This is a genomic window from Vibrio sp. NC2 (genome assembly GCF_025195005.1).
Lineage (GTDB): Bacteria > Pseudomonadota > Gammaproteobacteria > Enterobacterales > Vibrionaceae > Vibrio > Vibrio splendidus.
The window spans coordinates 58,517-73,953 of the sequence record NZ_JANVFC010000021.1 but is presented as its reverse complement, the minus strand read 5'-3'; the positions used below and the strand labels follow the sequence as shown (position 1 = coordinate 73,953).

The following is a 15,437-nucleotide window of genomic DNA, read 5'->3' as shown; positions in this document are numbered from 1 at the left end:
AAATAAGATGCATGAAAAAAGCCAGCAACTTGCGTTACTGGCTTACTAAAATCGTCAACGTATTTTAGGACGAGACAGATTGAAGCGATTCTATTAACCCGCAGCAGCCTGCATGATGAGACCACAGATGTAAGCACCGTATGTACCGAGAGCGTAACCCAATACTGCCATTAGGATACCTACTGGCGCTAATGCTGGGTGGAATGCAGCTGCTACGATAGGAGCCGATGCTGCGCCGCCAACGTTAGCTTGGCTACCGACAGCCATGAAGAACAGTGGTGCACGGATAAGTTTCGCCATCACAATCATTAGAATGGCATGGATAGTTAGCCATGTGATACCAATGAAGAAGTAGCCTGGGTTGTCTAAGATAGCCGTCACATCCATTTGCATACCGATAGTTGCAACTAGGATGTAGATGAATGCCGAGCCCACTTTAGACGCGCCACTGTGCTCAAGGCTGCGTGTTGATTTGAAGCATGAAGCGATGAGCGCGAACGTTGTCACCATTACGATTAACCAGAAGAAACCAGATGTTAGGCTGTATTTCGCAAGTTCTGGAGCGTTGGTTGAGATCCACGGTGCAATCATGTCACTGAAAAGGTGAGCTAGGCCGGTAAGACCGAACGCAATCCCCGTGATCTTCATGAGATCGGTTGTGGTTGTTGGGCGAGCGTTCTCTTCTTGGTATTTAGAAACGGTCTCTTTTAGCTCTTCAATAGATGAAGTATCCGCTTTTAACCATGCATCAATCTTCTTCTGACGACCTGCCATGATAAGTAACACGGCCATCCAAATGTTTGCACAGATAACATCAACCGTAATCATTGCAGAGAAGAGTTGGTCATCAACCTCGAACACTTCTTTCATTGCTGCTTGGTTTGCACCGCCGCCAATCCAAGAACCAGCAACGGTTGTAAGGCCGCGCCATACGTCGCCAGATACGAGGTCAGGGTTAATTTGGTCGATGATCAAGATAGCCAGCGGACCACCGATGATAATGCCGACAGTACCGGTTAGGAACATGATGACGGCTTTTGAACCAAGGCCAAAGATTTTACGTAGGTCTGCTGAGATGATCAGTAGAACGAGTGCGCTTGGTAAAAGGTAGCGGCTTGCAACGAAGTATAACTTAGAGTTTGATGCGTCGATGATGCCTAAACTGTTCAGTAGAGAAGGAACAAAGTAACAGAGCAATAGACCCGGAACGAACGAGTAGAATTTTTTCAGTGCGCTATTTTGGCTACTTTCCGTGATAAAAACACCGCCAAGAATAACAGCCAACATGCCCATTATTACAGCATCATTAGTAATCATTATTATATCTCCTTTAAGGTGAGCGCAAAGGTCTCACTTTTTGAATTGCAGGACTATACCGATAACCGCTATTCGTTACAAATTGTAACGATAGACATGTTTTGAAATGTTTATGTTAATTTTAATGGGTTGAATTTGTGAATACAGTACGCTACTTATTTGCATGGTGAATGGTTAAGTTGGAGCTTGTGCGGCGTATTTAGATATATGCAATGTAACTCAAGCCTTAGAGGGTGGTCGCTATGAATTGAGGCGATGATTGAATGACTTAAATGAGTGCATATATAGCCATGCTTACGGTGTGGTTTATGCGAGGTTGGAATGTTTCAATAATGTAAAAAGTGAATTCACTTTTGCCATGTGGTCAGAAATTAAAAATTTTAGCTAGATCACATAAATCTTTCGGATTACGAGTTCTAGCACCCGCTACTCATGCTCATTTGACGTTTTGTAGGGGTTCAATGAAAGAAAAAGCGGCCTAAATAGCCGCTTTTGATGGTTGCCTAGTATGGTTATCTAGCGCCGTTATTTAGAGTTCTGCTTAGGACTCTTCTTCCTCAAAGCCATCAGCATAGCCTTTCGGTGGCGGTGTCCAACCTCGTTCAGAGCGAGAGTGCTTGTCTGAACGGTCTTTTTTCATATCTTCTTTCATTGCTTCTTCAAGGTGAATGAAGATTTGTCGGTAGTTGTTGTCGTAGCGCGGGTTCTCTTCTGCCTCAGACCAAGCTTGGTAGAGCTTTTCAGACTTACGGCTTTCAACACGTTGATACGTCGATTTTTGTTGTTCAACAAAGAATGGGTGATGACCCAAAGAACGCAAGGCTTCTGCACCCATTTCAAGAGCAGAATGGTAGGTCTCTGATTCCACAAAGTCTGCACCCGCTTCTCTTAAGCGGTAGCTATGACCACGGTCGAATGCACGCGCTAAGATTTTTACTTTAGGGTAGTTGTGTTTAACGTATTTGACCAATTCAACACTTGAGTCTTGGTTGTCGATAGCTACAACCAACATTGCGGCTTCTTCTATACCAGCGGTATGCAATAAGTCATGACGAGTCGCATCACCAAAGTAAGATTTGATGTTGATTGAACGTAGCAAGTCGACTTGATTAGCTTGATGATCCAAAACCACAGTATTGACGTCATTTGATACCAATAAGCGGTTAACAATCTGACCGAATCGGCCAATACCAGCAATGATCACCGTACCTTTCTCTTCGATGGTATCTTCTTCGCGATCGTTAGACTTTTGCTCGTAACGAGGAAGTATCACTTTATCAAATAGAATAAATAATCCTGGTGTTAGGAACATTGAAAGTGCAACAACCAGCGACAGTGTTTGAACAATATCGGCTGGCAGTACATGGTTTTGGGATGAGAAGCTCAGTAGGACAAAACCGAATTCACCGGCTTGCGCCAAGCTCAATGTAAACAGCCAACGGTCACTGTTTTTGATTTTGAAGATTAACGCCAACGTAAATAGCACCAAGGCTTTGAGTAGCATTACACCAAGGGTGAGGCCAATGATCAAACCAAAGTCGTTGAATAGGACATCAAAGTTGATGCCTGCACCTACGGTAATAAAGAACAAGCCAAGTAGTAGCCCTTTAAACGGGTCGATATTAGACTCAAGTTCGTGGCGGAATTCACTGTTGGCTAATACCACACCCGCAAGGAAGGTACCCAAAGCCGGTGATAGGCCGACTAGGCTCATTAGTGCAGCAATACCAATCACCAACATCAGTGCGGTTGCAGTAAAGATTTCACGCAGACCTGAGCTTGCAACAAAGCGGAACAGTGGTCGACTCAAGAAGTGCCCGCCGACAACAACAATCGCAATAGATGCCGTGATCACAAGGCCATAAGCCCAACCGGGTAGGCCCGCAACGAGACTTAACTCTTCATGGTGATCAGAAGCTGAAGCGACCGCGCTTTGTGCAGCTTCAATTAATTCTGGCAACGCTAACAGAGGAATGAACGCCAACATAGGGATGACGGCAATATCTTGGAAAAGCAGAACAGAGAAAGCGTTCTTGCCACCTTCAGTTTTGGACAACCCTTTTTCATTGAATGTTTGTAGAACAATTGCGGTTGATGACAGTGCAAAGATCAAACCGATGGTGAGTGCTATCGTCCAAGGCTGCCCAAAGAACAGAGCAATACCCATGACTATCGCGGTAGTGCCGCCAACTTGCAGACCACCAAGACCCATAAGGCGGTTTCTCATTGCCCAAAGCATCTTAGGTTCAAGTTCAAGCCCGACCAAGAACAGCATCATCACTACACCGAATTCGGCAAAGTGTTGAATGGTTGTCGTCTCTTCGCCAACTAAACCGATAATTGGGCCAATCACAACACCTGCAATCAGGTAACCAAGTACAGAGCCAAGACCAAGCCTTTTGGCGATAGGGACCGCGATGACTGCGGCAAGCAAATAGATAAATGCTTGTAGAAAATATCCTGTCATGATTTAACCTCTGCTCATCAGTTCATCAACGTAATGGTTTAGCTTTTCAGCCTTACTTGCTCTTTTAAGGTCGACTTCGCCCGTAACAAAAGCTTCTAAAAGCACTTTATAGCTGTTTACGTGATCTTGAATTCGACCTTCTTCCAACGCAGTACGTGAACCAAACAAAGCCAATGGAGCCAAGTAGTTCATACCGCACAAAGATGCCGTTTGTTCGATTGGGTGAAGCAGTTCACGTATGGTGAAGTGGTTATAGCCATCAGTTTGATAAGCATCTTTCTTGCCACCAGCGGTGATACTGCATAACAAACTTTTACCTTGCAGTTCATTACCGTCGGTGCCATAAGCAAAACCGTACTCGAGAACAAGGTCTTGCCATTCTTTAAGAATCGCGGGGGTTGAGTACCAATATAGTGGGAATTGAAAAATGATGATGTCATGGTCCAACAGGCGTTTCTGTTCACGGTCGATGTTGATCTTGAATGTTGGGTACTCAGCATAGAGGTCGACACAGGTGACGCCTTCAATACGCTTGGCTTGCTCAAATAAGGGTTTGTTAGCTTCAGAGCGATGCTGAGAAGGGTGGGCGAATAGCACCAAGACTCGATTTTTCGACATATAGCCCTCTTTGTCCATTAACGAATAATATTTATTGGAATTATAGATATACAATAATAGAAGAATGGTTGAACAACAACGAATTAGCCCATACTTATCTATTTAGATGCGTGTGTTTTTAGGTACTTAATTATATAAAACATCCGTTAATTTGAGTATTTCTGGCACAAGCCGCTGATGACTGAGTAAAACTAATTATTCACGAATAGTAAAAGCGAATATGGGCATTTTATGTCACCGTTGGTGGGTAACGTAAATAATCCAATAACCCTACATAGAACGATAATGAATAAAGGAAAAACTATGAGCATGGACTTGCGTCAACAATGTGATTTGTTGCTTTCCGGTCACTTAGAACCGACTCCAGCACAAACATTCGCTCAGATGGCTGAATGGTGTGAGACACACAATGTGAGCCATGATAGCTACGGCGATGGTGAGTTTATCGAGAGCTTCGAAAACAAAGTCGCGGAACTGCTAGGTTATGAAGCGGCTGTATTTGTGATTACCGGCACCATGAATCAACCAACAGCATTAGAAATTGCGTGCCAAGAGAAAAGAAACCCTGTAGTGGCGATGCATGAATCGAGTCATATTATGCGTCATGAACGCCAAGGGTATCAGCTCCAAAACCGTTTCAACGTACTTCCAGTCGGCAACGTATTTCGCACTTGGAATGTTGATGACTTAAAGGCGTGGCCTGATGAGATTGCAGCCGCTCTATATGAATTACCCATGCGTGAAATCGGTGGTCAATTACCAGAATGGGATGAGCTTGAAGCGATCAAGCAGTACTGCAAAGAACAATCAATTCACCTTCATTTGGATGGTGCGCGTTTGTGGGAATGCGGCGCGTATTACCAAAAACCATACAGCGAAATTGCTAAGGGTTTTGATAGTGCCTATGTTTCGCTTTATAAGGGGCTGAACGGCCTCGGTGGTTCACTGTTACTGGGTGATAAAGCCTTTGTGGCGAAAGCATCTGCGTGGATGAAGCGTCAAGGCGGCAATGTTTATCACCGAACGCCTTATGTGGTTTCAGCGGCAATGCAGTTTGATGAGCGATTAGAGTTGATGCCATCACTGTTTGAACGAACAAAACAGATCTACCAAATCTTACTCGATTATCCTCAGTTCACGGTTAACCCGCAGCAACCGCAGGTCAACATGCTTCACCTATATTTACCTGTGAGCTATGAAGACGGCATTATTGTGAGAGATAACATAGCGAAGAAACACAAGATTTGGATAGGAAACCCAGCGATCAGTGAGTTGCCAAACCAATGTAAGATTGAATGGTATGTAGGGGATAACCTACTAAATTTGCCTGATCATGAGCTGATAGACATTCTAGATTTTATTAGCGAAGAGCTGATTTGATTAACGAAGAGCTGATTTAATCACGGAAGAGTTGAGTTGATTACAGAAGAGCTGACTGAAGAAGAACTGATCTAATTGGAACTGAAATGGATACAGGAAAGGGTTCTTATATCCATTTATATAGCTAGGATGTCCGGCTCTGTTACATATACTGGTTGATGTACACGTCGACTAAGAACATGAACACTGGGACTGTGCTGAGAAGTCCGAAGAAGACGATTGGCACCCAGTTTTTCATTTTCTTTTTAGGTTGCTCAGTGTTGTTCATAAATTCGGCCTTCAATTAGTTGTTGTAGCTGTTTAGCTTTGTGGTACTAAAAATCTAAGAGCATGGTATCAAATAAAATCGATGAGCCCTATGCGGATTTGACGTTTCGTGGCGTGTATCAATCACATAAAATGTAAGTGATTCATAAACGGTTCATAAAGGTTCAACAATAATGAACCTATTAGAACAAGTATTGCCTTATTCGGCATATGAAATAAACAGTATTACAAGATTTGGAGAATACAGAATGAAAACAATAGGAAACATCATTTGGTTTCTGTTCGGTGGCGTATTTATGGGACTAGCTTGGTGGTTCTTCGGACTGCTCGCATTCCTTACCATTGTTGGTATTCCATGGGGTAGAGCGTGTTTTGTTATGGGTAACTTCTCATTCTTCCCATTTGGTCAGGAAGCGATTTCGCGTGACGAGCTGACCAATGAAATGGACATCGGTACGAGCCCGCTAGGCGTTATTGGTAACGTGATTTGGTTCTTATTTGCGGGTATCTGGCTAGCAATCGGTCACATCATGTCAGCTGTGGCGTGTTTCATTACCATCATTGGTATTCCGTTCGCGATTCAACATCTTAAGCTCGCGATTATCTCGCTGGCGCCAATCGGTAAGACAGTTGTCGATAAACGTGAAGCAGAAGCAGCGCGAGTAAGAAATTACAAAGGTTAAGATTACACTCTCAGCCTGATTAAACTGAAAAAGCACATCGTATGATGTGCTTTTTTGTGCCTCTGTTCTTATCTCTCGATGCTTATATCTCAAGCACTAACTAGGCGTTGTTGAGCTAGATACTGTTGAACTATACGTTGTTGAACTAAACATTATAGAGCTACACATTATAGAGCTAGACATTGTTAAACAGGACTTCAAGCCGAAGGGTGATGTTGGCTTCTTCGGTATGTTTCTCATGGGGTTCTCGCTCCCATTGATAGCGAGGGATGAGTTCGTAGAACAGCCACTCTTTCCATACGTTTTGTCGGTAGGTAACCGAAACCTGAGCGTATTCGTAATGATTATGAGGCTCATCTGTTGCATTAATTGTAGCGCTATATTGAAGTGCTTGGTCTTGGGCAAGGTAGTGATACAAGGTTAATCCCGTACCATAGTTCCAACCTTTGAGATCGTCGTTGTACCCTGCAAAGCTTGACCATCGAGCCAAGAAATCATCACTTAAAGAAAGATCAAAATCGACGTCAGTGATCTCGCCAGTTTCTTGTTTTTCTTGATATATCCGCTGGGTAAGTCTGAATACCACATCGGTTGTGAGAGGGTAGGTAAAACGATAGCGAGCTTCAATACGCGGTCGTAATGTCGCCTTAATATTGAAGCTGCTATAACCTTTGGCATAAGCGTCGTAACGCAGGCCTAACGCACTGTCCAATTCATCTGAATCATTCGGGAAAAAATCCAAGAACTCTTCATCGCTGACAGACTCGTAGATCAACTTTAGGCGTTTACTCACAAAAGGAAGATGCAGACGCGCCTTGAGTTTTGTTGAGTAGTCGACATCGCCACCTTCCGAGTAAATAAAATCGTTATACCAACGGACGGACGTGCCAGCTCTGGCATCTTCGGTAATGCGGTCATCAACAAAAAAACTGTCAAACCACAGAGCGGGTTGGCAAAATTTACTGTTCAGGAAATGGTAAGCTTTTTCGACAGGGGCGTCTTCTAACGGCTGACTGTGGCACTCATTTTGCTCCTCTGCTTGAGCGGAGTAAGCAAGAAGTGATGCTAATAATGAGGTGCTAGCTTTCTTACGACTCAATGGAACCTGTTTGTCATTCTATATATCAATAGTTTAACTATAACTAAGCGATTGCAACAATGCGACTTTTTCGTGATTAGTGATTAGTGATTAGTGATTAGTGATTAGTGATTAGTGATTAGCGGCTAGTGGAGAAGGAAAATATTTGAAAGGCATCGGACAGAAAAAAGAAAACGGGCTCAGAGGTGAGCCCGTTTGTGTTAGCTATAAGAAGTGACTTGTATCTAGATTACATTGCCGCTTCGAAGATTGCTGAGATCTCTTCGTGTGTCGCTTGTTTAGGGTTAGTGAAACCACAAGCATCTTTCAGTGCATTGTCAGACAGCGTTGGGATGTCTTCTAGCTTCGCACCAAGTTGCGCGATACCTGTTGGGATGTTCACGTCGTTTGCAAGTTGAACAATCGCGTTGATCGCCGCTTCTGCGCCTTGTTCTGCAGTCATGCCTTCAACATTCACACCCATTGCTTTTGCAACATCACGTAGACGCTCAGGACAAACTTGTGCGTTGTAGCGTTGAACGTGTGGAAGCAAGATAGCGTTACATACACCGTGTGGAAGGTCGTAGAAACCGCCTAGTTGGTGCGCCATTGCGTGAACGTAACCTAGTGAAGCGTTGTTGAAAGCCATACCCGCCATAAACTGCGCGTAAGCCATTTGCTCACGAGCTTCAATGTCTTCGCCGTGCGCTACCGCTGTTCTTAGGTGTGCTTGCACAAGCTCGATTGCTTTAATTGCTACAGCGTCTGTAATTGGCGTTGCTGCGATAGAAACATAAGCTTCGATTGCGTGCGTTAACGCGTCCATGCCTGTTGCAGCAGTTAGTGATGCAGGTTTAGCAAGCATCAACTCAGGATCGTTTACTGAGATTAGTGGTGTTGTGTGCTTATCCACAATAGCCATCTTGATGTGGCGAGCTTCATCAGTAATGATGCAGAAGCGCGTCATTTCAGATGCAGTACCAGCCGTGGTGTTAATAGCAATCAGTGGCATCATTGGCTTTTCAGATTGGTCTACGCCTTCGTAATCAGCAATCTTGCCGCCGTTAGAAGCAACCAGAGCGATACCTTTTGCACAGTCATGTGGAGAACCGCCACCTAGAGAAACAACAAAATCACAATTGTTGTCAGTCAGCAATTCAAGGCCATCATTCACGTTAGTAATGGTTGGGTTTGGTTGAGTACCGTCGAATATAACTGCGTCTACGCCACGCTGGCTAAGAAGATCTTGTACCTGCTTAACTACGCCAATTTGATTCAGGATCTTATCAGTAACGACCAGACCTTTTTTGAATCCTTGAGACTGAATGCTATCAGCAGCATCTTTCAAACAGCCAGTACCCATGAAGTTGATTGTAGGGATGTAAAATGCAGTAGACATTGGAAAACTCCGTTAATTATGATTTTTAATTTCCTACATGTTGTCGGCATTCAAGTGGTTGACCATTGATCTGGAACAACTTTGATTCCGAACTACCACTTTGTGGCTAGTCGTTGTGATAGGGCTCATATAGCAATCGTTTTCATGGATTTTGGCTGTGTTCTTTGTCAGTAATGGATAGTGATAAATTGATTCAACTAAGGGCAAAATGGTGCTCTATAACAATGAAAAGTAAGCTTTTTCATTGAAAGCTGATCTAGTTAGGCTTGTGTCGACTTTTTATCTGAGTCATCACTGCATTCAATTTGAGGTTCTTGTGACTCTTCAGAATCAAGCGTGCCTTCTGGCTCCTCGTCATAGTATTTGACAAGAAAAGGGGTGAGCATGACAGACGACGGTAAAAAGTGCTTCATAGTACCTCCCGGTACCTAAGTGTATTTCTTGTATGGTATTGGTTTAATATGTGGCAAAATTTGCGATACATCATGACTTGTGGCTTGTTTTCTATAAATTATTAGATTTATATACAGGCTCACAAAATTGAGGGTAAAGTGATGCTCCGCCCTTTTAGGCAACGATAAAAACAACGATAAAAACAGTGCATGCACTGCTCAACAGCGCGAATAATAGGAAATAAAATGAAGTACGATTGGATATTCTTTGATGCAGATGAAACTTTGTTCCATTTTGATGCTTATCAAGGAATGAAGCTGATGTTTTCTCGCTTTGGTGTGGATTTCAGCGAGCAAGATTATTCGGCTTATCAAAAGGTTAACTTACCACTTTGGGTCGATTACCAAGATGGTCGCATTACTGCAGACCAACTGAAACATACGCGCTTCGAAAGCTGGGCTGAAAAGCTTGAAACAACAACCGCTGCTTTAAACAGTGCATTTTTAACTGCGATGGCGGATATCTGTTCTTTGTTACCGGGTGCGCAAGAGTTGATGGAGTCTTTAAAAGGCAAAGTGAACATGGGCATCATTACTAACGGTTTTACAGAGCTTCAATCTATCCGTTTAGAGCGTACAGGAATGACGGATTACTTTGATCACGTGATTATTTCTGAAGAGGTTGGGGTCGCCAAACCGGATGCCGAGATTTTTGATTATGCGCATAAGCTGGTTGGATTGCCATCGAAACAAAGAATATTGATGGTCGGGGATAACCCACATTCAGATATTCTAGGCGGACTCGATTTTGGCATTGAAACTTGCTGGTTAAACAGTCAAGAAAAGACAACACCAGCTGGCATCAACCCTCACTATCAAGTGAAGTCTTTGGCTGACTTACAAGCTCTACTGTTGGCTTAGTTAATAGTTAATAGTTAATAGTTAATAGTTAACAACTGACTGCTACTAGCGAGTACGCAATCATAATCGGTTGATTTCGTTAATTGACCAATGCTTTGCAAATTGATTGATGATTCGTAGATTCGTAAGTTGATTGATGCTTCGTTAATTGATTGGTGCTTTGAAAATTGATAGATGCTTTGTAAACAAAGTGTTGATGGCCGAGTACGAATATGTACTCGGCTAATTATTTTGAACTTGGTTTAACCATAGAGTGACCATCAAAACAGATAAAGGAAGAGGCGTGCTGAAATCTCATCGTTATAGCTGCTACGGTATTATCGCCATTTTACTATGGAGCTGCTTGATTGCTCTGTCTCGTAGTGTCTCAGAACAGCTAGGTCCAATTGGTGGTGCTGCCAGCCTTTACACGGTGAGTGCACTGTTGTTGGTCTGTGTTATGGGTTTACCAAAGTTGTCACGCTTTTCTAAGTCTTACTTGCTGATTGGCGGCGCCTTGTTCGTTTGTTATGAGATTTTCCTGGCTCTGGCTTTGGGAATGGCGAACAGCCGACATCAAGCGATAGAGATGGCAGTAATCAACTATCTATGGCCGGCACTGACGGTGTTGTTTGCGGTGTTGCTGAGCGACAAGAAGATTAACTGGTTGGTTTATCCAAGTATCTTTTTGGCATTCTTCGGTGTGGCTTGGAGCATCAGTGGTGGCCAAGGTCTATCTGTTGATCAAATTGCTGCCAACATTGCGACTAACCCTAAAACCTATTCTATGGCGTTTTTTGGTGCGATTATTTGGGCCGTTTACTGCAACTACACCCAGCGCGTTGCTAAAGGACAGAATGCGATTGTGCTTTTCTTTATCGCTACGGCGATCACTCTGTGGATCAAATACGCATTGAGTGATGAAACAGGCATGGTTATGACAACGAGTGCGGCGATTGATTTAGCGTTAGCTGGCGCTTGTATGGGCGCAGGTTATGCACTTTGGAATACGGCAATTCTGGGTGGCAATATGGTATTTCTTGCGACCATGTCGTACTTTACGCCAATCTTCGCAACCGTACTCTCTTCGTTGATTTTAGGCTTGTCGTTGACCATGACATTTTGGCAGGGCGTTTGTATGGTAACCGTTGGTTCACTGGCTTGCTGGTGGGTAACAAGAGAAAAGCCGACGGCAAAGGCGTCGGCTTCTAAAAAGGTTCAATCTCACTCTTAATCTGAGTTTATGTTCTCGGGTGAGGAGTGTCCTCGCTTGCTGTGGAAAACTTAACTCGCAACATTGAGATTCAATTGAAGCTCATAAGGCATCTTAGATAGGCGTCGCTTAAGCTGGCGGCGCGTTCGTTCAATATCATCGACCGCAATGGCTTGTTGGTCGTTAGTATGAATATCAACGTTAATTCTTAGTTCTGGGCCAACCTTAGTCACACCCATCAGCTCCAAATCTTGATCCGCTTCTTTGTCTACCGCGACAACGTTCTTATCTACCGCGTCACAAATATCTTTGTTTGCCGACATCATAAGCAGTTCGCGCATTGCTTCACGTAACATGTCGAAAGGCACTTTGATGAAGTAGAAAGACATCAGCAACATCATCATTGGGTCGGCATACACCGCGTATTCTGCAAGTGGAGAAAAGGTAATTAACCAAGCTGCTACGAAACCAGCCGTTACTGCCACACTCAGTAGCGTATCCATCTGCCACTGCTTAGACTCTGCTTGAATCAGACCTGAAGAAATACGCTTGCTCTTGTTAGCGATGTACCACCAAGCATAACCACAACCCAACACGTTGAAAATACCAAACAGAGTCGCGATAGAAGCATCAACTTCACGACCACCCGTCATCAGCGCACCAATCGCAGAGTAAAGTGAATAGCTAACCACTAGCAGAATCACAATTGCTTTAATCGCAATCACAATTGGTTCAATGATGGCTCGACCAAACGGGAACTCCCTATCTGATGGGCGATTAATGTATTTCGATGCAGCTAGTGACAATAAAGTTAGCAGTAAGCTGATAAGAGAATAGACACCGTCAAATACTATGACCAGAGAGCCAACGAGAAGACCCAACACCAATCCGCCAACTGCGAAGCCTGATGCTAAAAGGGCTGAGAACAATAGTACTCGATTTTCGTTTTGGCTTTTCCTGTCACACATAAAATTTTCCAGATGTTTTTGATAACTTCATTGTTCTAATATTGAGCTGACTTTACAAACTTTATCTGATGATGTTTATATGTCAGTAACTCGTTTTATATTCAAGCTGTTATTATTCAATCACTTATTGGCAGATTTCGGTGTCAGTAAAATTGACGTTGAGTGTTTCTTGGGGATGGTGTGCAACTGAAATAGGATCGTTTATGATTAATAAAACACATTAGTCGCTAGGGGCTCATTGATTTCCTAGACTCTGCTGAGACTGAGACTGAGACTGAGACTGAGACTGAGACTGAGACTGAGAGCACGGATTGGAATGGACAAGGAATGGATCAATATGAAGTTTGACGATATCAGTGATAACGAATTGTGGGTGATTGCTAACCCGATCATGGATAACTTGATGGACGGTTCAACTAAGGTTGATCATGCGCAACACTGTCGAGACTTTACCCAAAGGATGAAAGACATTGTTACGCCGGAATATTTAGAAAAGGTATGTCACCATTATCAACACAGCAATGGCTTTTTTGCTGAACGAAAGCAGGTCGCACTATTTAGACGCTCAGATTCTATCGCCTTTGTGTGGAAGCAAGCGTATACCATTGCGAAAGGCGAGTTTGTGGCTGAAATGGTGTTGGTTGAAGAAGACGGACGCTATTTAGTTGATCATGTGATGGTCTTTTAAAGAGAGGGCTTTCTATTTGTTAGATGATTTTAAGTGTCGAGATAGAACATTATCTGACACTTTAAAAATCAAACAAGTAATCGCTGATCTGATCCGCTAACCAATTCATACCAGGGTGTTCTGCCATACCTGCCGCGGTAAACATACAGTAGTCTTCTTGTGTTAAGCCGTACGTGTGCTTGATCACCGCTAGCTCTTGTTCACGCAATAAATGGCGAATCAATGGCTCTGGCATTACGCCCCACGCCTCTTCACGTAAAATTGTATCCAACATGAAATCGAAGCTAGAGAAGCCAATGTAACGGCGAGAGAAGGGCTCAAGCTCAGGATTATCCTTCTCATTGAGATAAACCATGGTCGCTTGCATCGAATTTCTCAATACTTCATCCGATACTCGTCGCATCGCACTCAGATCATGTCCTTTCTTACACACAGACATCATTCGAATCTTACCAAGTGGATTGTAGATAATTCTTGGGTCATCGACACGTTCGTAATCGACGCCAAATGCGAAGTCGACTTGCTGAGTTTCAACCAAGTTAGCTAAGTCGCCGCTTGACGCGAGAACAAAGTTGAATGAGGTAGAAGGGTACTTGTTATTCAAGGCGTGAGATAAATCCTGCCACATTCCATCGGGTAGGGAGTCATCTCGTGCGATCCAAATTTCCGCGTTAAATTCACCTGAAACATGCAAGCAGGTCTGTTTAATACGCGCTGCTGTCACCAATAAGCCTTCGCAATCTTTGTAAATGGCTTTGCCCGCTTCAGAAAGTTCAACGTGGTTTCCGCTGCGTACGAACAGCTCGACATCTAACTCTTTTTCCAAGGCTTTAATCGACATGCTGAGTTTGGTTCGGTTGCATTCTAGCTGGCGTGCAGCTTCAGACACTGATCCTAAATCAGCAACAGAACAAAAGGCTTGGACTTGAGAAAGGTTCATTTCATTTCCATATTGAGCGGGGGTCGGTGCATATTATCTGAATATTGTGCTGACTATCTTAGAAATAGTCCATCTTTGCATGATAACTCTATGACGAATTGACTAATTTGGTTTATTCTGGGGAAGTTCCGAACCTACAAGAAGTAAAGATGGAGGCCATGATGGCGAAACAATGGGACGAGTACGCCGTTGATTGGGATAAAGATCCCGCGACCGCAGTATTCGCACAGTCCGTATTTGACCAGTTAACACCGCTCGTTGATTTAAACGGAACCCGTGTCCTTGATTTTGGTTGTGGTACAGGACTACTCAGCCAGAAAATATCTCCTTTAGCAAAAGAGATCATCGCACTTGATATCTCTGAAGGGATGATTGAAGAGTTAGATAAGAAAGAGTTACCCAACGTTGAACCGGTGGTTGATCTTTTATCGCGCGGGCTTGCAGCGCAGCATCCAGCATTCAGAAACCAGTTTGACCTAGTGGTAGCCTCTTCGGTGTGTGGTTTTATCCCGAACCTACAAGACACAGTCAGTCTGATTTACACGCTGCTTGAAAACGACGGCACGTTTGTACACTGGGATTGGTACTTAGAGAATGACAGCGAAGATTACGGTGTAAGCCAACAGCGCTCAGAGAATGTATTGAGTGCAGCTGGCTTTGCAGTGGTTGAAGTATCAACGCCGTTCTCGATCAACACTCCACAAGGAGAGTTAAAGGTATTGATGGGTGTTGGACGCAAACAAGTGCTTCCTCATCTGTAATCCTGTGTATGCCTAGAGCTAGCCTCGGTAATGCTCATCTAAAATAACGAAACCCACATCAACGATCTTAAGGTCAGTTATGTGGGTTTTCTATTTTTAGTCGTTTGTGTTTCAAACAGGCGAGTCAGTGAGTGCTTTCAATATCTTCAATATCTTTACTATTACTATTACTATTACTATTACTATTACTATTACTATTACTATTACTATCACTATCAACGCCAACACTGGCTTCTTTCATAGATAAGCTAATTTAAGGCAATTAACAAATCACTCATTTCCATTTTGGAAATATAGTCTTGCATACATTTCATTAGTGGAAATGTAACAGTGAGATATAAAATAAGCCCATAATAATATTAAGGG

General features: G+C 43.4%; 15 protein-coding genes. 6 read left to right on the top strand and 9 right to left on the bottom strand.

Features of this window, described 5'->3' with window-relative positions:
• Positions 1-93 precede the first annotated feature (93 nt).
• The 3 genes from NX845_RS19930 to NX845_RS19920 all read right to left on the bottom strand — a co-directional run bounded on the left by NX845_RS19930 (position 94) and on the right by NX845_RS19920 (position 4,402).
• Positions 94-1,317, bottom strand: coding sequence for a DUF819 domain-containing protein (locus NX845_RS19930; protein WP_017079746.1), 1,224 nt, complete (start codon positions 1,315-1,317; stop codon positions 94-96).
• A gap of 541 nt (positions 1,318-1,858) precedes the next feature.
• A complete protein-coding gene (locus NX845_RS19925) occupies positions 1,859-3,784 on the bottom strand; it encodes a monovalent cation:proton antiporter-2 (CPA2) family protein (protein WP_054547053.1) in 1,926 nt (641 codons plus the stop codon).
• A 3-nt stretch (positions 3,785-3,787) separates the two neighbouring features.
• Complete coding sequence (locus NX845_RS19920) at positions 3,788-4,402, bottom strand: NAD(P)H-dependent oxidoreductase (RefSeq protein ID WP_065682762.1); 615 nt, start codon at positions 4,400-4,402, stop codon at positions 3,788-3,790.
• Between the two features lie 303 nt (positions 4,403-4,705).
• On the opposite strand from NX845_RS19920, the gene NX845_RS19915 reads away from it, so the two are divergent.
• Positions 4,706-5,782 carry a low specificity L-threonine aldolase gene (locus tag NX845_RS19915; protein WP_065682761.1) on the top strand — a complete coding sequence of 359 codons (1,077 nt, stop codon included), beginning with the start codon at positions 4,706-4,708 and terminating at the stop codon, positions 5,780-5,782.
• A gap of 142 nt (positions 5,783-5,924) precedes the next feature.
• Here the strand turns inward: NX845_RS19915 and NX845_RS19910 are convergent, their stop codons facing one another.
• The gene (locus tag NX845_RS19910; RefSeq protein ID WP_017060906.1) at positions 5,925-6,050 is read right to left on the bottom strand and encodes a hypothetical protein; all 126 of its coding nucleotides are present in this window, start codon (positions 6,048-6,050) and stop codon (positions 5,925-5,927) included.
• A 247-nt stretch (positions 6,051-6,297) separates the two neighbouring features.
• Between NX845_RS19910 and NX845_RS19905 the strand changes: the two genes are divergently transcribed.
• The gene (locus NX845_RS19905) at positions 6,298-6,732 is read left to right on the top strand and encodes a YccF domain-containing protein (protein WP_065682760.1); all 435 of its coding nucleotides are present in this window, start codon (positions 6,298-6,300) and stop codon (positions 6,730-6,732) included.
• 175 nt (positions 6,733-6,907) lie between these two features.
• Here the strand turns inward: NX845_RS19905 and NX845_RS19900 are convergent, their stop codons facing one another.
• The 3 genes from NX845_RS19900 to NX845_RS19890 form a co-directional block, all read right to left on the bottom strand.
• Entirely contained in the window at positions 6,908-7,831 is a 924-nt protein-coding gene (locus NX845_RS19900; RefSeq protein ID WP_065682759.1) for a hypothetical protein, read from the bottom strand.
• A 229-nt stretch (positions 7,832-8,060) separates the two neighbouring features.
• On the bottom strand, positions 8,061-9,209 hold the full coding sequence (gene yiaY / locus NX845_RS19895) for an L-threonine dehydrogenase (protein WP_065682758.1): 1,149 nt from the start codon (positions 9,207-9,209) through the stop codon (positions 8,061-8,063).
• 260 nt (positions 9,210-9,469) lie between these two features.
• Positions 9,470-9,622, bottom strand: a complete 153-nt coding sequence (locus NX845_RS19890) for a hypothetical protein (protein ID WP_175400157.1) — start codon at positions 9,620-9,622, stop codon at positions 9,470-9,472.
• A 225-nt stretch (positions 9,623-9,847) separates the two neighbouring features.
• Here NX845_RS19890 and yjjG point away from each other — a divergent pair, with 225 nt between their 5' ends.
• Both yjjG and yddG read left to right on the top strand, forming a co-directional pair.
• The gene (yjjG, locus tag NX845_RS19885; protein WP_065682757.1) at positions 9,848-10,522 is read left to right on the top strand and encodes a pyrimidine 5'-nucleotidase; all 675 of its coding nucleotides are present in this window, start codon (positions 9,848-9,850) and stop codon (positions 10,520-10,522) included.
• Positions 10,523-10,805: 283 nt separating this feature from the next.
• Positions 10,806-11,735: an aromatic amino acid DMT transporter YddG gene (yddG, locus tag NX845_RS19880; protein ID WP_260257091.1), complete on the top strand. Its 930-nt coding sequence runs from the start codon at positions 10,806-10,808 to the stop codon at positions 11,733-11,735.
• Positions 11,736-11,785: 50 nt separating this feature from the next.
• On the opposite strand, the gene NX845_RS19875 is transcribed toward yddG, so the two are convergent.
• On the bottom strand, positions 11,786-12,682 hold the full coding sequence (locus NX845_RS19875; protein WP_004730235.1) for a cation diffusion facilitator family transporter: 897 nt from the start codon (positions 12,680-12,682) through the stop codon (positions 11,786-11,788).
• Between the two features lie 337 nt (positions 12,683-13,019).
• Here NX845_RS19875 and NX845_RS19870 point away from each other — a divergent pair, with 337 nt between their 5' ends.
• The gene (locus tag NX845_RS19870) at positions 13,020-13,370 is read left to right on the top strand and encodes a hypothetical protein (RefSeq protein WP_004730237.1); all 351 of its coding nucleotides are present in this window, start codon (positions 13,020-13,022) and stop codon (positions 13,368-13,370) included.
• Positions 13,371-13,431: 61 nt separating this feature from the next.
• On the opposite strand, the gene NX845_RS19865 is transcribed toward NX845_RS19870, so the two are convergent.
• Positions 13,432-14,310, bottom strand: a complete 879-nt coding sequence (locus NX845_RS19865; protein WP_004730238.1) for a LysR family transcriptional regulator — start codon at positions 14,308-14,310, stop codon at positions 13,432-13,434.
• 161 nt (positions 14,311-14,471) lie between these two features.
• Between NX845_RS19865 and NX845_RS19860 the strand changes: the two genes are divergently transcribed.
• A complete protein-coding gene (locus NX845_RS19860) occupies positions 14,472-15,071 on the top strand; it encodes a class I SAM-dependent methyltransferase (protein WP_004730240.1) in 600 nt (199 codons plus the stop codon).
• Positions 15,072-15,437 lie beyond the last annotated feature (366 nt).